General features: G+C 62.0%; 13 protein-coding genes. 11 read left to right on the top strand and 2 right to left on the bottom strand.

Annotated features, from left to right (window positions below; all coding sequences use genetic code 11):
* Window positions 1–457: 457 nt before the first annotated feature.
* The gene (locus M5B96_RS31210) at window positions 458–721 is read right to left on the bottom strand and encodes a DUF2790 domain-containing protein (protein ID WP_248800878.1); all 264 of its coding nucleotides are present in this window, start codon (window positions 719–721) and stop codon (window positions 458–460) included.
* A 414-nt stretch (window positions 722–1,135) separates the two neighbouring features.
* Between M5B96_RS31210 and acs the strand changes: the two genes are divergently transcribed.
* From acs to M5B96_RS31175, 7 genes are all read left to right on the top strand, one after another.
* Window positions 1,136–3,091: an acetate--CoA ligase gene (acs, locus tag M5B96_RS31205; protein ID WP_248800876.1), complete on the top strand. Its 1,956-nt coding sequence runs from the start codon at window positions 1,136–1,138 to the stop codon at window positions 3,089–3,091.
* Window positions 3,092–3,751: 660 nt separating this feature from the next.
* A complete protein-coding gene (locus M5B96_RS31200) occupies window positions 3,752–4,528 on the top strand; it encodes an ABC transporter substrate-binding protein (protein ID WP_248800874.1) in 777 nt (258 codons plus the stop codon).
* 91 nt (window positions 4,529–4,619) lie between these two features.
* The gene (locus tag M5B96_RS31195; RefSeq protein WP_248800872.1) at window positions 4,620–5,309 is read left to right on the top strand and encodes an ABC transporter permease; all 690 of its coding nucleotides are present in this window, start codon (window positions 4,620–4,622) and stop codon (window positions 5,307–5,309) included.
* Window positions 5,306–6,004, top strand: a complete 699-nt coding sequence (locus tag M5B96_RS31190) for an ABC transporter permease (RefSeq protein WP_248800870.1) — start codon at window positions 5,306–5,308, stop codon at window positions 6,002–6,004. Before M5B96_RS31195 ends, M5B96_RS31190 begins: the two co-directional genes overlap by 4 nt.
* 2 nt (window positions 6,005–6,006) lie before the next feature.
* Window positions 6,007–7,119: a succinylglutamate desuccinylase/aspartoacylase family protein gene (locus M5B96_RS31185; RefSeq protein ID WP_248800868.1), complete on the top strand. Its 1,113-nt coding sequence runs from the start codon at window positions 6,007–6,009 to the stop codon at window positions 7,117–7,119.
* 28 nt (window positions 7,120–7,147) lie between these two features.
* Complete coding sequence (locus M5B96_RS31180) at window positions 7,148–7,912, top strand: ABC transporter ATP-binding protein (RefSeq protein ID WP_248800866.1); 765 nt, start codon at window positions 7,148–7,150, stop codon at window positions 7,910–7,912.
* 124 nt (window positions 7,913–8,036) lie between these two features.
* A complete protein-coding gene (locus M5B96_RS31175; protein ID WP_248800864.1) occupies window positions 8,037–9,029 on the top strand; it encodes a GlxA family transcriptional regulator in 993 nt (330 codons plus the stop codon).
* 3 nt (window positions 9,030–9,032) lie between these two features.
* On the opposite strand, the gene M5B96_RS31170 is transcribed toward M5B96_RS31175, so the two are convergent.
* On the bottom strand, window positions 9,033–13,988 hold the full coding sequence (locus tag M5B96_RS31170) for a dermonecrotic toxin domain-containing protein (protein ID WP_248800862.1): 4,956 nt from the start codon (window positions 13,986–13,988) through the stop codon (window positions 9,033–9,035).
* 264 nt (window positions 13,989–14,252) lie between these two features.
* Between M5B96_RS31170 and M5B96_RS31165 the strand changes: the two genes are divergently transcribed.
* The 4 genes from M5B96_RS31165 (at window position 14,253) to astD (ending at window position 19,239) form a co-directional block, all read left to right on the top strand.
* Window positions 14,253–15,473: an aspartate aminotransferase family protein gene (locus M5B96_RS31165; protein ID WP_248800860.1), complete on the top strand. Its 1,221-nt coding sequence runs from the start codon at window positions 14,253–14,255 to the stop codon at window positions 15,471–15,473.
* 181 nt (window positions 15,474–15,654) lie between these two features.
* Window positions 15,655–16,674 carry an arginine/ornithine succinyltransferase subunit alpha gene (gene aruF, locus M5B96_RS31160; protein WP_248800858.1) on the top strand — a complete coding sequence of 340 codons (1,020 nt, stop codon included), beginning with the start codon at window positions 15,655–15,657 and terminating at the stop codon, window positions 16,672–16,674.
* Between the two features lie 73 nt (window positions 16,675–16,747).
* Window positions 16,748–17,773, top strand: coding sequence for an arginine N-succinyltransferase (astA, locus tag M5B96_RS31155; protein ID WP_248800856.1), 1,026 nt, complete (start codon window positions 16,748–16,750; stop codon window positions 17,771–17,773).
* The gene (gene astD, locus M5B96_RS31150; protein WP_248800880.1) at window positions 17,770–19,239 is read left to right on the top strand and encodes a succinylglutamate-semialdehyde dehydrogenase; all 1,470 of its coding nucleotides are present in this window, start codon (window positions 17,770–17,772) and stop codon (window positions 19,237–19,239) included. The genes astA and astD overlap by 4 nt, the downstream gene beginning before the upstream one ends.
* The last annotated feature ends 117 nt before the right edge of the window (window positions 19,240–19,356 follow it).

Raw genomic sequence — 19,356 nt, 5'->3', positions numbered from 1 at the left:
TTTGTCGAATTCGTCCCAGCTCAGCATGACGTGTCGTCTCCTGCGTGAGGGCCTGATGCCCGTGTGAAAAACATTGATGGTTTGCTTGTCACACGACCAATGGCCGCTTTGGATCTAAAGGATATGTTGCTTGCAGCAGCGGTTCGTGCACGCAAAAACATGGAATAGGTACGGGATGACCCCGTGTCGTCGACGGGAGAGGGCGCCGGGCCTTCCCCTGTGGCCTGCAAGGGCCTGAATCAACGAGGGTTTGCAGTTCGATTCGACGCTTTTTCAGGCGCGAATGGATGCCGACAGTATAAGGTTTTTGTCTGGGTGTTTCAGCCAGTTTTTGCCAGAAATGATCGGGGCAGGGATGGGGCGGTCGTGGCAGCGGGGGGAGGCAGGAGGAACACCTTTGCCGCAAGAAGCGCTTCCTGCGGCGGGTGGTTTTGCAAGGCTGGATCAGGCCGGGATTTTAACCGTGGGAACAACCGTTACCCATGATGCGGTATTCCATGATATGCCGGGTACCTTGCGAGTCTTCATAGACCATGCGCGCCGGGACAACTTCGCAAACATCCGGTACTTCACTCATGGAGATAACTTTTTTAATGTCCGGGTGAGAACTGTAAGTGTACTGTTCCACCGGAACGTTGTGGCTGGCAGCGTCGGTTGGAGTCTCGTCAGCCATGGCGGTTGCACACAGGCTGCTGAGGGCCAGAACGACTAGAGCTTTCATCTCGATTTACCTTCTTCGGGTCGTAAGGGGTCACGTAGCCCTTGTCAGGCTACGTGTACAACGGCGTTGATTTGAGTTCGAATTAACGGCCTTCGTGGGGGCTGTCGCTAAGTTAATTCGTTGCCTTAGTTGGCGAAGCGAATGTTAAGAGTCTGCAAACTATTCATATAGAGGGGGTTTTGATAAAGACTATTGACAAAACCTGTAACAATCGTCGAAAAACGTCTCCCCGGCCTGCTTTTCGAGTTATTTTCAGTACCTCGGAAATCGCCACGGGCAGCGTGCCTGAGGCCTTGCGGCGGTTGATACGAGCTTTTGTCGGGGTTTGTTACTACCATCGTCGAATGGCTTCAAGGCGCAGGCCCGGCTACAAGTGGGTCATAAAACAACAACATATCCACCGAGGTAAGAAAGATGAGTGCGGCTTCCCTGTACCCCGTTCGTCCTGAGGTCCTGGCGACTACGCTGACCGACGAGGCGACCTACAAGGCGATGTACCAGCAGTCGGTCGTCAACCCTGACGGCTTCTGGCGCGAGCAAGCCAAGCGCCTCGACTGGATCAAGCCTTTCACCACGGTGAAGCAGACTTCCTTCGACGATCACCATGTCGATATCAAGTGGTTTGCCGACGGTACCCTGAACGTTTCCTACAACTGCCTGGACCGTCATCTGGCCGAGCGTGGCGATCAGGTCGCGATCATCTGGGAAGGCGACGATCCCGCCGAATCCCGCAACATCACTTACCGCGAGCTGCATGAGCAGGTCTGCAAATTCGCCAACGCCCTGCGTGGCCAGGATGTGCACCGTGGCGACGTGGTGACCATCTATATGCCGATGATCCCCGAAGCCGCGGTCGCCATGCTGGCCTGTGCCCGCATCGGCGCGATCCATTCGGTGGTGTTCGGTGGTTTCTCGCCGGAAGCCCTGGCCGGTCGTATCATCGACTGCCGTTCCAAGGTGGTGATCACCGCCGATGAGGGTGTGCGTGCCGGCAAGAAGATCCCGCTCAAGGCCAACGTCGACGACGCCCTGACCAACCCGGAAACCAGCAGTGTCCAGAAAGTCATCGTGTGCAAGCGCACGGGTGGCAATATCAAGTGGAACCAGCATCGCGATATCTGGTTCGAGGACCTGATGAAGGTCGCCGGCAGCGTCTGCGCGCCGAAGGAGATGGGTGCCGAAGAAGCGCTGTTCATCCTCTACACCTCCGGCTCCACCGGCAAGCCCAAGGGTGTGCAGCACACCACTGGTGGCTACCTGCTGTATGCGGCGCTGACCCACGAGCGGGTGTTCGACTACCGTCCGGGCGAGGTCTACTGGTGCACCGCCGATGTCGGCTGGGTCACCGGCCATACCTATATCGTTTACGGCCCGCTGGCCAATGGCGCGACCACCCTGATGTTCGAAGGCGTGCCGAACTATCCGGACATCACCCGGGTGGCGAAGATCGTCGACAAGCACAAGGTCAACATCCTCTACACCGCCCCGACCGCGATCCGCGCCATGATGGCCCAGGGTACGGCGGCGGTCGAAGGCGCCGATGGCAGCAGTCTGCGCCTGCTCGGTTCGGTGGGCGAGCCGATCAACCCGGAAGCCTGGGAGTGGTATTACAAGAATGTCGGCAAGTCGCGCTGCCCGATCGTCGATACCTGGTGGCAGACCGAGACCGGCGGCAACATGATGAGCCCGCTGCCGGGCGCCCATGCGCTCAAGCCGGGTTCGGCGACACGGCCGTTCTTCGGCGTGGTGCCGGCGCTGGTGGACAACCTCGGCAACATCATCGAGGGGGCCGCCGAAGGCAACCTGGTGATCCTCGATTCGTGGCCGGGCCAGGCGCGGACCTTGTACGGCGATCATGATCGTTTTGTCGATACCTACTTCAAGACCTTCCGTGGCATGTACTTCACCGGTGACGGCGCGCGTCGCGACGAGGACGGTTACTACTGGATCACCGGGCGCGTGGATGACGTGTTGAACGTGTCCGGCCACCGCATGGGCACTGCCGAGATCGAGAGTGCCATGGTTGCCCACCCGAAAGTCGCCGAGGCGGCTGTGGTCGGGGTACCGCACGATATCAAGGGGCAGGGCATCTATGTCTATGTCACCCTCAATGGTGGCGAAGAGCCCAGCGAGGCGCTGCGCCTGGAGTTGAAGAACTGGGTGCGCAAGGAGATCGGGCCGATTGCGACGCCGGATGTCATCCAGTGGGCGCCGGGCTTGCCGAAGACCCGTTCGGGGAAAATCATGCGGCGTATCTTGCGCAAGATCGCGACCGGCGAGTACGACGGCCTGGGGGATATCTCCACCCTGGCGGACCCGGGTGTGGTGCAGCATCTGATCGATACCCACAAGACCATGAACGTCGCGTAACAAGCGTTCAAGGTTGACTGAGCCCCGTCCGGCATTGTGCCGGGTGGGGCTTTTTTTTGCGTTCTGGACAGGCGTTTGTCTTTTGTAGGCGCCGGCTTGCCGGCGATGGCGGCCGCATGGGCGCCGCAAGGCTTGCGGGTCTCATCTACGGTAGTCCGTCCAGCAAGAAGGAGGGGCGGATGAAGTGAGATAAATATCGGTTTTTGCTGTGAATTCCTTCGCCTGTTACCGCTCGTCTGGCAGGTAACCAAATGTGTCACCTGCTGCCCTGACACGGGGCAAAGGGAAACGTCGCTGCTCATTTTCGGCCCGAATCCACGGCCTTTTAAATCTCATTGAACGCCGTGCTTGCCGGAATAGAAGGCTTTGCCAATAATAGGCCCGCTATTTGCAGGATAGATCGGTTATCCCTTCTTTTGCTCTTGCATGAAAATCAAGAGTTGTCAACGTGTCCATCCCGCTTTCTCGGCGCTTCTGTAATTAGTTGTCGCATTGAGGAAATATCGGCTTCGGACCTGTCGTTAGAATGCCGATCACTCGCTTGTCGTGGCGCGCCTTGAAGGTGCTCGCCGCCGACCGTTACGCGAAGACTGCTTTCCCATCCGCATATTGGGCTGTTGCTCACTCTGCCGTTTTGCCCTTGACCGATGGAGTCTCAAGATGAAGAAACTCGTGCTGCTTGGCGCCCTGGCACTGTCCGTGCTGTCGCTGCCGACATTCGCCGATGAAAAGCCACTGAAAATTGGTATCGAAGCCGCCTACCCTCCGTTCGCCTCCAAGGCGCCGGACGGCAGCATCGTCGGTTTCGACTACGACATCGGCAACGCCCTGTGCGCAGAGATGAAGATCAAGTGCGTCTGGGTCGAGCAAGAGTTCGACGGCCTGATCCCGGCCCTCAAGGTGCGCAAGATCGACGCTATCCTGTCGTCGATGTCGATCACCGACGATCGCAAGAAGTCGGTCGATTTCACCAACAAGTACTACAACACCCCGGCTCGCCTGGTGATGAAGGAAGGCAGCGTTGTCAGTGACAACCTGTCCGAGCTCAAGGGCAAGAAGATCGGTGTGCAGCGCGGTTCGATCCACAACCGCTTCGCTGAAGAAGTCCTCAAGCCGCTGGGCGCTGAAATCAAGCCTTACGGTTCGCAGAACGAGATCTACCTGGACGTGGCCGCCGGTCGCCTCGACGGTACCGTGGCTGACGCCACCCTGCTGCAGGACGGTTTCCTGAAGACCGATTCCGGCAAGGGCTTCGCTTTTGTCGGTCCGCAATTCACCGACGAAAAATACTTCGGTGACGGCATCGGTATCGCCGTGCGCAAAGGCGACAAGGCCGATCTGGACAAGATCAACGCCGCTATCGTCGCGATCCGTGCCAACGGCACGTACAAGCAGATCCAGGACAAGTACTTCGACTTCGATATCTACGGCAAGTAACCCGCCGCGGTGACAAGTCCGAAATGGCGCAAGCAGCAGGAGCTCTGAGGTTTGCGCCATTTTTTCATCCCTAATTCCGAGGATCTGAATCATGTTGAAAGGCTACGGGGCTGTGATCCTCGATGGCGTTTGGCTGACGCTTCAGCTCGCCTTGTCGTCCATGGCCCTGGCTATTGTCCTGGGCCTGATCGGGGTGGCCTTGCGCCTGTCGCCGGTGCGTTGGCTGGCCTGGCTCGGCGACCTGTATGCCACGGTCATCCGTGGGATTCCCGACCTGGTGCTGATCCTGCTGATCTTCTATGGTGGCCAGGACCTGCTCAACCGCGTCGCGCCGCTGCTCGGTTACGACGACTACATCGACCTCAACCCCCTGGTCGCCGGTATCGGCACCCTGGGTTTCATTTTCGGCGCCTACCTGTCGGAAACCTTCCGTGGGGCGTTCATGGCGATCCCCAAGGGCCAGGCCGAAGCCGGCATGTCATACGGCATGAGCAGCCTGCAAGTGTTTTTCCGGGTGCTGGTGCCGCAGATGATTCGCCTGGCGATTCCCGGCTTCACCAACAACTGGCTGGTCCTGACCAAGGCCACCGCGCTGATTTCCGTGGTCGGCCTGCAAGACATGATGTTCAAGGCCAAGCAGGCGGCGGATGCCACCCGCGAGCCTTTCACCTTCTTCCTCGCGGTGGCGGCGATGTACCTGGTGATCACCAGCGTCTCGTTGCTGGCACTGCGTCACCTTGAGAAGCGCTACTCGGTAGGCGTAAGGGCGGCTGATCTATGATCTTCGACTACAACGTCATCTGGGCAGCCATGCCGCTGTACCTCGGCGGCCTGCTGACCACCTTGAAGCTGCTGGCCTTGTCCTTGCTGTTCGGCCTGCTGGCGGCATTGCCCCTGGGGCTGATGCGGGTGTCCAAGCGGCCGCTGGTGAACATGAGCGCCTGGCTCTACACCTACGTGATCCGCGGCACGCCGATGCTGGTGCAGCTGTTCCTGATCTACTATGGCCTGGCCCAGTTCGAGGCGGTGCGCGAGAGTTTCCTCTGGCCCTGGCTGTCGAGCGCGACCTTCTGTGCCTGCCTGGCCTTTGCCATCAACACCAGCGCCTACACCGCCGAAATCATCGCCGGCAGCCTGCGGGCCACGCCCAATGGCGAGATCGAGGCGGCCAAGGCCATGGGTATGTCGCGCTATAAGCTGTACCGCCGCATCCTGCTGCCGTCGGCCCTGCGCCGGGCGTTGCCGCAGTACAGCAACGAAGTGATCATGATGCTGCAGACCACGAGCCTGGCGTCCATCGTCACCCTGATCGACATCACCGGTGCCGCGCGTACGGTCAACGCCCAGTATTACCTGCCGTTCGAGGCCTACATCACCGCCGGCGCGTTCTACCTGTGCCTGACCTTTATCCTGGTGCGGCTGTTCAAGTTGGCTGAGCGCCGCTGGTTGGGTTACCTGGCTCCGAGGAAGCACTGACTATGGAACGTATCGATCATTCCCTGCCCTGGAGTAGCCTGGGCACGGAGCGCCAGCTGTCGGTGTTCCGTTTCGGCGCTGGCGAGCGCAAGGCCTATATCCAGGCGAGCCTGCATGCCGACGAGTTGCCGGGCATGCGTACGGCCTGGGAGCTGAAAAAACGCCTGGTCGAGCTGGAGGCCCGTGGAGCCCTCAAGGGCGTGATCGAACTGGTGCCGGTGGCCAATCCGATCGGCCTCGGCCAGTTGCTGCAGGGTAATCATCAAGGCCGTTTCGAGTACGGCAGTGGCAAGAACTTCAATCGCGATTTCGTCCAGTTGACCGAGCCGGTCAGCGCCCTGGTGAAAGATCGCCTGGGCGATGACCCGCACGCCAACGTGCAACTGATTCGCCAGGCCATGCTGGAAGTGCTGGCTGCGCTGCCGGCGGCGACCAGTCAGTTGCAAGGCATGCAACGCGTGCTGCTGAACCACGCCTGCGACGCCGACCTGGTGCTCGACCTGCATTGCGACAGCGAAGCCGCGTTGCACATGTACACCTTTCCCCAGCACTGGCCGCACTGGCGTTCCCTGGCCGCGCACCTCGATGTTCGCGTCGGGCTGCTGGCGGAAGAGTCGGGCGGCAGCTCGTTCGACGAAGCCTGTTCGTTGCCGTGGCTGCGCCTGTCGCAGGCGTTCCCGGACGCGCGGATCCCTTTGGCGTGCATGGCCACCACCATTGAGTTGGGCGGCCAGGCCGATACCGCTCGCGAGCAAGCCGAGGCCCAGGCCGAAGGGATTCTCGCGTTCCTCGCGGAGCAGGGCCTGATCGACGGCGAATGGCCGGCCGCGCGACAGGAACCTTGCGAGGGCATGCCGTTCGAGGGCACCGAGTTGCTCTACGCACCGCATCCGGGTGTGTTGAGTTTCCTGCGCCCGGTGGGCTGCTGGGTGGAAGCCGGCGAGCCGCTGTTCGAAGTGATCGATCCCTTGTCCGACCGGGTCAGCACCGTGTGTGCCGGCACGAGCGGTGTGTTGTATGCCGTGGAGCGGCTGCGTTACGCCCAACCCTCGAGCTGGCTGGCCAAGGTGGCGGGGCGCGTGCCGCTTCGCCACGGACGCCTGCTCAGCGACTGACCTGACTGTTTTTGTGAGAACCGACCGCATGTACAAGCTTGAAGTCCAAGACCTGCATAAACGCTATGGCAGTCACGAAGTGCTCAAGGGCGTGTCCCTGGAAGCCGCCGCCGGCGATGTGATCAGCATCATCGGCTCCAGTGGCTCCGGCAAAAGTACTTTCCTGCGCTGCATCAACCTGCTGGAGCAGCCCTATGCCGGGCGTATCCTGCTGAACAATGAAGAGCTGAAGCTGGTGGCCGGCAAGGATGGCGCGCTGAAGGCCGCCGACCCTAAGCAGCTGCAGCGCATGCGCTCGCGGCTGTCGATGGTGTTTCAGCATTTCAACCTGTGGTCGCACATGACCGCGTTGGAAAACATTATCGAGGCACCGATTCACGTCCTCGGCATGTCGAGGAAAGAGGCACTGGAAAAGGCCGAGTACTATCTGGCGAAAGTCGGTGTGGCGCATCGCAAGGACGCCTACCCGGGCCATATGTCCGGCGGCGAGCAGCAGCGCGTGGCGATTGCCCGGGCACTGGCGGTGGAGCCGGAAGTGATGCTGTTCGACGAGCCGACCTCGGCGCTCGACCCGGAACTGGTCGGCGATGTGCTGAAGGTGATGCAGGCCCTGGCCCAGGAAGGTCGGACCATGGTGGTGGTGACCCACGAGATGGGCTTTGCCCGTGAAGTCTCCAACCAGCTGGTGTTTTTGCATAAAGGCGTGGTCGAAGAACGCGGCAATCCGCGCGAGGTATTGGTCAACCCGCAGTCCGAGCGCCTGCAGCAATTCCTCTCGGGCAGCTTGAAATAGTCGTCGCTTTTTATGCTGCCGTTGCGCACCCAAATAGGTCATGCTGCGCGCCGAGCGCGGCGTGGTCTACTTTGAGTTGGCTGCCCTCGGCTTTTCACTCTGTTCTGTTTTCGGATTGCCTGCCATGACTGCCCATCGAATTGGTTTCCTGATTTGGCCCAGCACCCAAGCCTTGACGCTGGCGCTGGCCGAGGAGGCCTTGCGTGTCGCACAGCGGGTGCATCCGGAAGTCGTCTACGAACTGTCCTTCCTGCAGGCCGAAGCGCTTGCCGAGGCCCTGCCCGGTGGTAGCTGGCATCTGCCTGGCGAACCCTGGGCCGGCAAGCTGGAAGGCTTCCAGAAACTCTTCCTGCTGGCCGACGAGCCACCGACCAGCCTGGCACCGGCCTTGAGCAGTGCGCTCAAGCAACTGGTTCGCGCCGGTTGCGTGGTGGCCGGTTTGTCCGCCGGGGTCTACCCGCTGGCCCAGCTCGGTCTGCTCGACGGTTACCGCGCGGCGGTACACTGGCGCTGGCAGGATGATTTCGCCGAACGTTTCCCCAAGGTGATCGCCACCAGTCATCTGTTCGACTGGGACCGTGATCGCCTGACCGCCTGCGGTGGCATGTCGGTACTGGACCTGTTGTTGGCGGTACTGGCCCGTGACCATGGGGCTGAATTGGCCGGCGCGGTCTCCGAGGAACTGGTGGTCGAGCGCATCCGCGAAGGCGGCGAGCGTCAGCGCATTCCGTTGCAGAACCGCCTGGGCTCCAGCCATCCGAAGCTGACCCAGGCCGTGCTGTTGATGGAAGCCAATATCGAGGAGCCGCTGACCACCGACGAGATCGCCCAGCATGTCTGTGTCTCGCGGCGTCAGCTTGAGCGGATCTTCAAGCAATACCTCAACCGCGTGCCGAGCCAGTATTACCTGGAGCTGCGCTTGAACAAGGCCCGGCAGATGCTGATGCAGACCAGCAAGTCGATCATCCAGATCGGCCTGTCCTGCGGTTTCTCCTCGGGGCCGCATTTCTCCAGCGCCTACCGCAATTTCTTTGGCGCCACGCCGCGGGAAGATCGCAACCAGCGGCGCAGCAGCAGTCCGTTCGAGTTGTCGTCGGTGCCTTCGGAACGCGGCTGAGGCTTACTCCTCATGAGCCGTGGGCGGCGGCGTGGGTGAGGCCAATGGCGGAACGTTGCTGTCAGTGTCGCTCTCGCTCTCTTCGCTACTGCTCGACTCGTCGCCGATCAGGATTCTGACCTCCTGTACCCCACCGTTCAGTTCCCTGTAGCTGCGCACTCTCTGGATACTGGCCTCCGTCAACGGGTTGTTCCTGAAGTCATAGGTCACGGGTTGCGAGGTCGGTACCTCGAAAAGACTTTCCGGTATGTCGCCGATCTGGTTGTCGCGCAAGTCGGCAATCTCCAGCATGCGCAACCTGAACAGCCCTTCGGGGGGCTGCTCTATACGGCTGTCGCTCAGGTCGAGGACTCTCAGGCTCGTCATCCGTGTCACGTTCGGCGTCAGCCGTGTTCCCGCGACATGCAGCGGCTCCGCTTGCAGCGGATTGCCGGACAGGTCGAGCGTGCGCAAGCCGGTCATGTCCGCGAGCTGCGCGTGTGAGGCTGCGTTCAGTTGGATCAGGCCATAGGGCAGTTCCAGGTTTCTCAAGTGCGGCAAGTCGAAAATCATGGCGGGGAAGTCCCGGTCGATAAGGCTGGAGGCATACAACGCGCGTAGATGGGGGAAACTGTGGAGGAAGGCATCGAGCCCATGGCTGGCGCCGTAACCATGGATTTCGAGGCGGGCGATATGGCTGAAATCCGCCGAAAGCACGGGCAGGCTGCCGGTGATTTTCTGGGTGAAGGTGAAGCTATAAAAACCTGTACCGTCAGGCAGTTGCTCTTCACTCTGGCGTTGCCAGCTACGTTGCAGTTGCTGCGCAAAGTCCTGTCGGTTCAGGCTTTCCACCGCCAGTTCGACAGCGCTGAGTGGCTCCTGTGTTTCCGGGTGGAGCGCGGGGATATCGCCGCTCCAGGCCTGTAGATCGGCGCGCAACAGGCGGTACTGGGCTTCCAGTTGGCTCAAGCGACTCAGGGACTCCTCAAGGAGGCGCGGCTGGGCTCGGATGAAACTCTCCAATTGCTGGTCATTCAGGCCCGGATAAAGCGCCCGTATCCGGGCTCGCTCGGCCTGGGACTGGACGCCGAGTGAGTGGCCCGTTCTGCGGTAGTAGTCGCGGGCGCGTTGCAGGCTGATCTCGGAGAGCGGGTTGCCGCTCAGGTCCAGGCCGGAGCCGAGGTCGCCGGACATCTCGTTGATGCTCTGCGGCAGGTCGCTGATGGCGTTTTCGGTGAGCAGGGCGGCTTCCAGTCGCGGCAGCTCGAACAGGCTGGATGGGATCGCAGCGATCCCGGTGCGACTCAGGTCGAGCACTTTCAGCGCATGCAGTTGACTGAGGTCGGGGAGCAGGCCGAGCGGGTTGCCACTCAGGTCGAGGATCTCCAGGCTTTGCATCGCCGAGAGTGCCCGCGCGGTTTCGTGTCTCAGGCGCACATTGCAGTCGACCAGGCTCAGTTCGGTCAGTCGTCCCCGGGATATCGATTCGGGCAGGGTGTCGAGTTGGAAGCCGCGTATGGAGAGCTGACGCAGGTTGGGGAAGTGTTCGATGAACTGGGCCAGTTCCAGGGCCGGGGTATTGGCCACCAGGTTCAGGTAGCGGACATGCTTGAAGTCAACGGACAGTTCCGGCAGTTGGCCCAGCAGACCGTTGGCGCTGAGGGTGTAGCCGTGCTCCTCGGGGTTGTTGGAGTAGAGCAGGTCGGGTTCACGGCGCCAGCAACGGCGGATGGCTTCGGCGAACTGGCTGCGGGTCCGTTGTTGGTTGATGCGCTGCATCAGGCTCAAGCGTTCTCCGGTTGCCGGGTGGGTGGCGGCGGTGATGAATGACCAGAGATCCAGCTCCTGGCTCAGTTGTTCGTACTCTTGCTCCAGGCGTCGCAGTTCATCGAAGACCCGTATGCTGTCCAGGCTGCCGATAAATTGCCGGACCTGCTCATCGGAAAGGCTCGGGAACAGCCGCGCTACCCGATCTTCGAGGGCCCAGCGACTGCCTGCTCGCGGCGCGCCACGACCGCTGAGCGGATAACCGCGGCGCCTTTTAGCCAAGGCCATCGGTGAGTGTTCGCTGGGGATGGCCGGTGGCATGTCCAGCCACTGGCGGAGGGTGTCGGCATCGGGTAAGCGGCTGTTCCGCACGGCTTGCTGCAAATGCTCGCCCTGGCTGGGGTTGGGGTAGCCCAGTTGATTGCGCTGGGTGTCAGGCAAGGCATGCAGCAGCGATGCATAGAGATTGTCGGAGCCGTGCAGTTCCTGGTCTTGGGCGTCGCGAGTCTGGTACAGGTCATTTTCCTTGATCAGCACTTTGCAGATCGGCGCATCGCTGGCGCCGATGCTGTCGAGCAAGGGGCCGACCGACGATTGCGCGCGGACTTCGATACGCACCTGCGCGGACCAGCCCGGTAGACGTTGCACGCTGTGCAGGATGAGCTTTTCGCTGTCGGCACTACCGCTGGATCTCAGGTACAGGCCTTCGCGGGCGCGGGCCAGGCGCACCTGCTGGCGATACAGTTCGGCCTCGTCGGCGAGCCCCGGTGCAATCTCGGCGGACTCGCGCAAGGCTTGCAGTTGCGCACCGCTGGCATGTTCGATGAGTTCTTCGAGCACGGCCACGGGCAGCTCGGGAAAGGCTGTTTGCAGTACGACGACGGAGGGCTCGCGTGATTGCGTGCGAAATCGGTATTGCGATTCGAACAGGGCTTTTTGCCGGTGTCGGGCGTGGCGGGCGAGTCGCTTGCGCAAGTTCAGCAACCGAGTTTCTGGCTTTTCGGCGGCCGCGGCGAAACTCTGGCTTTCCCCGAGCAGTGCGCGGATCTCGTTTTCTTCCAGGTCGGGTGAGTTCAGTACGGCCTTGAGCAGGTCGCCGTTGTGCAATTGGTCGAGCGCGATGACTACCCGTTGCCCCTGGGCCTTGCCGGGGCGAACAGTTTCCATGATCACCTGTCCCCGCTCGTCCACCACCCGCAAGGCCTTGGGTTGCGATTGCCAGAAATCCAGGAGGATTTGTTCCTGCATGCTCTCGTCAGGCGCGGCCTCGCCTTGGGCCAGCTGTTCGATGAAGCGCTGGATATCGCGGTCGAGGCGAAAGCGCAGCAGGCTGTCCTTGAGCAGGGCGGGGGGCGGCTGGCTGTCGAAATGTACCCGGCGCAGCAGGGCTTCGTCGGAGTCGCTGACAGCCATGATCCGCAGGCTGTCGAGATCGGACAAGGCTTCGCCGGCGAAACCCAGGCGGTGTATCAACTGCGGGCCTTGCCACTGCAAGGGATTCTCCAGTTCGTGAAACCAGGCACCGGCACCGTTATGCCAGAAGGCGGGTGAGTATTGGCTGGGGCGGCGTGGATGTTTGATCCGGCCGCGATTGCCCTGGGAGTTGAGCTCGACTTCATAGAAGCGCTCGCCTTGCCTGAGGTACTGGCGGTTGTTGATGGTATGGAGGCCGTTGGCGTTCGGTTTTACGTGTTCGGCTAACTCCAGGTGTTCGTAGGGCGCCAGGTCGGGTTTCCACAGGGCGCTTTCGCCGCCGGGCAGAGTCACCTGTTTCAGCTCGCTGACCCATTCGGCCCCGGCGAAGCGATGGGCGACCAGGCTGATACCGCCGATCAGCGCCAGGTTCAGGCTGACACCGATCAGGCCCTTGAGGCCTTGCTCGCGCTCGTCGTGACGCCAGTCCTCGATGCCGTTGTAGATCGCGCTGAACATTTGCGCGCCGGCCACCGCCAGCATCGCTTCGCCCAGGCCGGGAACGAACAGGGCGGCGGCATTCAACAGATTCAGGCCGGTATTGCCCAGCGATTGCAGGTATTCGCGATGCTCCTGGCGGTCGATGGCGGCCACCGGGACGGCGTTGCAATTGCCGTCGTCCAGCAACTTGACCAGATGTTGGGAATACAGCTCGCGTAGCGCATGGTCGATCAGCGGGAAGCGCTTGAGTTGCAGCTCGGCAGCCTTGCCGGAAGTGGAAAGGTGGCGCTCGAGGGCGCTGGAAAAAGCCGCTTGGGTACGCTGGTTGATGTAGCGGTTGAAGAAGCTCCGATAGGCGCTGCTGGCCAGGCGGCTGGCCAGTTCCTGCTCGAATGCCTCGAAGCTGGCGTATTGCTTGAGCGCCTGGTCCGGATCTCCGCTCAGATAGACGATGCAAGGGCGGGGGCGCGTGGCCAGGGTGTCCTGGTGCTCGATCAGCAGGGCGCCTTTGAGCGTGACGCCGATCGAACTGCTGAGTGGCGTTCTGAAGTTGAACATTTGCAGTTCGCAGCAGTTCACCGGCTTGCCATCCCAGTACGGCAGGCGACCCTTTTGGCTGGCGGCCATCAGCAGCGCGTGGGTCGAGCGGCTGATATTGCCTTTCATCAGGGCAATATGGGTCTGGGTGAGGAGTTCGTAGCTTTCGCTGAGTTCAAACTGATCGCGAAAGCGGTTGTCCGCTTCGCCGGAAGGCTTTTTCGGTTGCAGCACGTCCTCCATGTGACGGTTGTATTGGCCGCCGATATCCAGTTCCCGGCACAGCTTGACGAAAGTTCGGAGCGTGAAGGCCTGGATCGGCAGATTCTGTCTGCCATCCACCCTGCGGTACAGGCTGGACTCATTATAAAAGGTCGGGTTTTCATGCCGGGGGTCGACGAAATTCTTCAGGGCGGCCTCAAACAGGCTCATATCGACGACGCAGACCTCGCGTGACGTCGAGAGCGTGGCGGCGCTGATCAGTCGAATGCTGGTCAGTCGGTCGCGCTGCAGATCCAGTTCGTGCCCGAAGCGGGTTTTCAGGGCGTTGTACAGGATCGGCGCGGCAAAGGCCTCGATGCCTTGCAAGGCTCGCAACTGCTCGGCCAGCTTGGCCTTGTGGGTGTGGGTCAGCAGCAGGCTGTCGCCATGGGCCTGGCGCAGGATCGGGGCGGCGTTGGTCAGCCAGTCCGGCAGTTTGCTTTTGATCAGTTCGAAATTGTCGGGGTAATGCGCGGGCGTGGTTTCGGCGGGCGTCGGCATGGCGCGGTTTCTCGTGCGGCGGGTAAAGCAACGAGGCTATCCAGCACCCGGGGACAGCCGTGCCTAAATAGATACCAAAACCCGGTCCAGCGTTTAAACTGCGCCTTTGCGACGCAATTTGTCGCATTGCCGACAACCTCGGTAAAAGCCGGTTTGGCGCTATAAGAAGTTGTCGCTTGGCGGCAAGGCCTGACCGAAAACTGTCCTTACAATCCCCCCATCGCTCGCCAGTTCCAGGCAGGCGTTCCTCTTCAGGAGACTCCGATGTCCGTTGAGCAAGCTCCGGTGCAACGCGCCGATTTCGACCAGGTCATGGTTCCCAACTACGCACCTGCGGCTTTTATTCCTGTGCGCGGCGCGGGTTCCCGAGTATGGGACCAGGCGGGCCGGGAGCTGATCGATTTCGCCGGCGGTATCGCGGTTAACGTGTTGGGCCACGCACACCCGGCGCTGGTCGGCGCGCTGACCGAGCAGGCGAACAAGCTGTGGCATGTGTCCAACGTATTCACCAACGAGCCGGCCCTGCGCCTGGCCAAGAAACTGGTGGACGCGACCTTCGCCGAGCGCGTGTTCTTCTGCAACTCCGGCGCCGAAGCCAACGAGGCCGCTTTCAAGCTGGCCCGACGTGTCGCGTTCGACCGCTTCGGTTCGGAAAAGTACGAAATCATCGCCGCGCTGAACAGCTTCCACGGTCGCACCCTGTTCACCGTGAACGTCGGTGGCCAGTCGAAGTATTCCGATGGCTTCGGTCCGAAGATCACCGGTATCACCCACGTGCCGTTCAATGACCTCGACGCGTTGAAAGCCGCGATCTCGGACAAGACCTGCGCCGTGGTGCTGGAGCCGATCCAGGGCGAAGGCGGCGTGCTGCCGGCCGAGTTGGCCTACCTGCAAGGCGCCCGCGAGCTGTGCAACCAGCACGACGCGCTGCTGGTATTCGACGAAGTGCAGACCGGCATGGGCCGCAGCGGCTCGCTGTTCGCCTACATGGAATACGGCGTGACCCCGGACATCCTCACCAGCGCCAAGAGCCTGGGCGGCGGTTTCCCGATCGCCGCGATGCTCACCACTGAAGCGCTGGCCAAGCACCTGGTGGTCGGCACCCACGGCACCACCTACGGCGGCAACCCGCTGGCGTGCGCGGTCGGCAACGCGGTGATCGATGTGGTCAACACCCCGCAGGTATTGAGCGGCGTGAAAGCCAAGCACGACCTGTTCAAGACCCGCCTGGAGCAGATCGGCGCCAAATACGGCCTGTTCACCCAGGTGCGGGGGATGGGCCTGTTGCTCGGTTGCGTGCTGGCCGATGCCTGGAAGGGCAAGGCCAAGGACGTGTTCAACGCCGCGGAAAAAGAAAACCTGATGATCCTGCAAGCCGGCCCGGACGTGATTCGTTTCGCTCCGAGCCTGGTGGTTGAAGACGCGGACATCAACGAAGGCCTGGATCGCTTCGAGCGCGCCGTGGCCAAGCTGACGCAAGCCTGATGGACCGCCCGGCGGTGGCCCGGGATGGCCGCCGCCGGGCCTATATTTCCTGTACCGGGCGCGCACGTCCCTTCTTGTAGGAACGAGCTTGCTCCTACAAAGAAGCTCGGCGTCCCCCGCCCGGTATTTTTTTTCTGTCGGCGCCAAGCGCCGACCTGTTCTGGATTGAAGGAGTGACACCATGCTGGTGATGCGCCCCGCGCAAATGGCTGACCTGGACGAGGTACGGCGCCTGGCCGCGGACAGCCCGATCGGTGTCACTTCCCTGCCGGATGACGAAGACCGCCTGCGCGACAAGATCGCCGCAAGCGAAGCCTCGTTCGCCGCCGAAGTCAGCTTCAATGGCGAAGAAAGCTATTTCTTCGTGCTCGAAGACACGGCCACCGGCAAGTTGGCGGGCTGCTCGGCGATCGTCGCTTCGGCCGGTTACTCGGAGCCGTTCTACAGCTTCCGCAATGAGACCTTCGTGCATGCCTCCCGCGAGCTGAAGATCCACAACAAGATCCATGTGCTTTCGCAGTGCCATGACCTGACCGGCAACAGCCTGCTGACCAGTTTCTACGTGGTCCCGGAGCTGGTGGGCTCGGCCTGGTCGGAGCTCAATTCCCGTGGCCGCCTGCTGTTCGTCGCCAGCCATCCGGAGCGCTTCGCCGATTCGGTGGTGACCGAGATCGTCGGTTACAGCGACGAGCATGGCGACTCGCCATTCTGGGACGCCATCGGCCGCAACTTCTTCGACCTGAACTACGCCGAGGCCGAGCGCCTGTGCGGCCTGAAAAGCCGGACCTTCCTCGCCGAACTGATGCCGCATTACCCGATCTACGTGCCGCTGCTGCCGGACGCCGCCCAAGAGGCGATGGGCCAGGTGCACCCGCGTGCGCAGATCACCTTCGACATCCTGATGCGCGAAGGCTTCGAAACCGATCACTACATCGACATCTTCGATGGCGGCCCGACCCTGCACGCGCGGGTCAGCGGGATTCGCTCCATCGCCCAGAGCCGGGTGGTGCCGGTGAAGATCGGTGACGCCTACAAGGGCGGCGGACGCCAGTACCTGGTGTCCAACGCGCTGCTGCAGGACTACCGCGCGGTGCTGCTGGAGCTCGATTATGCGCCGGGCAAACCGGTCACCCTGGACCTGCAAGCCGCCGAAGCCCTGGGCGTCGGCGAAGGTGCCAGCGTGCGCCTGGTAGCGGTTTAAGGCCGGTATCGAAAGCAGCCTTACAGCGAGTTTCGCGGGTACCCGTCAGCCGGTGCCCGTTTGAGGAGATAGCATGATCGTTCGTCCCGTACGCAGCAGCGATTTACCCGCTCTGATCGACCTGGCCCGCAGCACCGGTACCGGCCTGACCACCTTGCCGGCCAACGAAGAGCGCCTGGCCCATCGGGTCGGTTGGGCGGAGAAAACCTTCACTGGCGAAGCCGGTCGTGGCGATGCGGACTATCTGTTCGTGCTCGAAAACGATGATGGCCGCGTGGTCGGTATCAGCGCTATTGCTGGCGCCGTCGGTCTGCGTGAGCCCTGGTACAACTTCCGGGTCGGCCTGACGGTCAGCGCCTCCCAGGAATTGAAGATTTACCGCGAAATCCCGACGCTGTTCCTGGCCAACGACCTGACCGGCAACTCCGAGCTGTGCTCGCTGTTCCTGCACGCCGATTATCGCAGTGGTCTCAACGGCCGCATGCTGGCCAAGGCGCGGATGCTGTTTATCGCCGAGTTCCCCGAGCTGTTCGGCAACAAGATCATCGCCGAGATGCGCGGCATGTCTGATGCCGCCGGGCGCTCGCCGTTCTGGGAAAGCCTGGGCCGGCACTTCTTCAAGATGGAATTCAGCCAGGCCGATTACCTGACCGGCGTCGGCAACAAGGCCTTTATCGCCGAGCTGATGCCCAAGTTCCCGCTGTACACCTGCTTCCTCTCCGAAGAAGCGCGCGCGGTGATCGGCAAGGTGCACACCGACACCGAGCCGGCGTTGGCGATGCTCAAGAGCGAGGGCTTCAGTTACCAGGGGTATGTCGACATCTTCGACGCCGGTCCGGCGGTGGAGTGCGAAACCAGCAAGATCCGTGCGGTGCGTGATAGCCAGGCGCTGGTACTGGCTGTCGGCACTCCGGGTGACGATGCCACGCCGTACCTGATCCACAACCGCAAGCGCGAGGACTGCCGTATTACCGCGGCCCCGGCGCGCTTGGCGGCGGGGACCCTGGTGGTCGATCCGCTGAGCGCCAAACGTCTTCAACTGAGCGCGGGCGATCAGGTCCGCGCAGTACCGTTGTCTGCTTCCCGGGAGTCGAAATAATGAGCACGCTTTACATCGCCGGTGCCTGGCAGGAAGGCCAGGGCGAAGCCTTCGAATCGTTGAACCCGGTGACCCAGCAAGTGCTGTGGTCCGGCAAGGGCGCCAGCGCCGCGCAGGTCGACGCCGCCGTGCAGGCCGCGCGCCAGGCGTTTCCGGCCTGGGCCAAGCGTTCCCTCGACGAGCGTATTGGCGTGCTCGAAAGTTTTGCCGCGCACTTGAAAAACCGTGCCGACGAGTTGGCCCGCTGCATCGGTGAAGAAACCGGCAAACCCCTGTGGGAAGCCGCGACCGAAGTGACCAGCATGGTCAACAAGATCGCCATCTCGGTGCAGAGCTACCGTGAGCGTACCGGCGAGAAGAGCGGCCCGCTGGGCGACGCCACCGCCGTGTTGCGCCACAAGCCCCACGGTGTGGTGGCGGTGTTCGGTCCTTACAACTTCCCGGGCCACCTGCCCAACGGACATATCGTGCCGGCGTTGCTGGCCGGTAACAGCGTGCTGTTCAAACCGAGCGAGCTGACCCCGAAAGTGGCCGAGCTGACGGTGCGTTGCTGGATCGAGGCCGGTCTGCCGGCGGGTGTGTTGAACCTGCTGCAAGGCGCGCGGGAAACCGGGATCGCCCTGGCGGCGCATGCCGGCATCGACGGCCTGTTCTTCACCGGTTCGAGCCGCACCGGCAACCATCTGCATCAGCAGTTCGCCGGGCGTCCGGACAAGATCCTGGCCCTGGAAATGGGCGGCAACAACCCGCTGGTGGTCGATCAGGTCCAGGACCTCGACGCGGCGGTGTACACCATCATTCAGTCGGCCTTTATCTCCGCCGGCCAGCGTTGCACCTGTGCCCGTCGCCTGCTGGTGCCTGAAGGGGGCTGGGGCGACAAGTTGCTGGAGCGCCTGGTGGCAGTCAGCGCGACCATCGACGTCGGTGCGTTCGACCAGCAGCCGGCGCCGTTCATGGGCTCGGTGGTGTCCCTCGGGGCCGCGCGTGCGTTGATGGAGGCCCAGGCGCATCTGTTGGGTCATGGTGCGCTGGCATTGCTGGAAATGACTCAGCCGCAAGCCACGGCGGCGTTGCTGACCCCGGGTATTCTTGATGTAACGGCGGTGGCCGATCGTCCCGATGAAGAATTGTTCGGGCCGTTGCTGCAAGTGATTCGCTACGCTGATTTCGACGCGGCGATTGCCGAGGCCAACAACACGCAGTACGGCCTGGCGGCAGGCCTGCTGTCGGATTCCGAGGCACGTTACCAGCAGTTCTGGTTGGAAAGCCGGGCCGGGATCGTCAACTGGAACAAACAACTGACCGGTGCTGCCAGCAGCGCGCCCTTCGGCGGGGTCGGGGCCTCGGGCAACCATCGCGCCAGTGCCTATTACGCGGCGGATTACTGCGCGTACCCGGTGGCGTCGCTGGAAACGCCGAACTTGACGGTGCCGGCGACACTGACACCGGGTGTCCGGCTTTCCTGAGTCGTCGGGCCTTCGGGCCCTATCGCCGGCAAGTCGGCTCCCACAATGGGCCCGGTACAGGGCACGATTTTGGGTTCGCCGCAGAACCTTGTAGGAGCTGGCTTGCCAGCGATGACC

The organism is Pseudomonas sp. MWU13-2105 (assembly GCF_023242315.1).
Lineage (GTDB): Bacteria > Pseudomonadota > Gammaproteobacteria > Pseudomonadales > Pseudomonadaceae > Aquipseudomonas.
This window is presented reverse-complemented; position numbering and strand designations above follow the sequence as displayed.

What these genes read in the sequence shown, in the direction of transcription:
- M5B96_RS31210 (WP_248800878.1), bottom strand. Translation starts at nt 721, where the DNA reads ATGAAAGCTCTAGTCGTTCTGGCCCTCAGCAGCCTGTGTGCAACCGCC.
- acs (WP_248800876.1), top strand. Translation starts at nt 1,136, where the DNA reads ATGAGTGCGGCTTCCCTGTACCCCGTTCGTCCTGAGGTCCTGGCGACT.
- M5B96_RS31200 (WP_248800874.1), top strand. Translation starts at nt 3,752, where the DNA reads ATGAAGAAACTCGTGCTGCTTGGCGCCCTGGCACTGTCCGTGCTGTCG.
- M5B96_RS31195 (WP_248800872.1), top strand. Translation starts at nt 4,620, where the DNA reads ATGTTGAAAGGCTACGGGGCTGTGATCCTCGATGGCGTTTGGCTGACG.
- M5B96_RS31190 (WP_248800870.1), top strand. Translation starts at nt 5,306, where the DNA reads ATGATCTTCGACTACAACGTCATCTGGGCAGCCATGCCGCTGTACCTC.
- M5B96_RS31185 (WP_248800868.1), top strand. Translation starts at nt 6,007, where the DNA reads ATGGAACGTATCGATCATTCCCTGCCCTGGAGTAGCCTGGGCACGGAG.
- M5B96_RS31180 (WP_248800866.1), top strand. Translation starts at nt 7,148, where the DNA reads ATGTACAAGCTTGAAGTCCAAGACCTGCATAAACGCTATGGCAGTCAC.
- M5B96_RS31175 (WP_248800864.1), top strand. Translation starts at nt 8,037, where the DNA reads ATGACTGCCCATCGAATTGGTTTCCTGATTTGGCCCAGCACCCAAGCC.
- M5B96_RS31170 (WP_248800862.1), bottom strand. Translation starts at nt 13,988, where the DNA reads ATGCCGACGCCCGCCGAAACCACGCCCGCGCATTACCCCGACAATTTC.
- M5B96_RS31165 (WP_248800860.1), top strand. Translation starts at nt 14,253, where the DNA reads ATGTCCGTTGAGCAAGCTCCGGTGCAACGCGCCGATTTCGACCAGGTC.
- aruF (WP_248800858.1), top strand. Translation starts at nt 15,655, where the DNA reads ATGCTGGTGATGCGCCCCGCGCAAATGGCTGACCTGGACGAGGTACGG.
- astA (WP_248800856.1), top strand. Translation starts at nt 16,748, where the DNA reads ATGATCGTTCGTCCCGTACGCAGCAGCGATTTACCCGCTCTGATCGAC.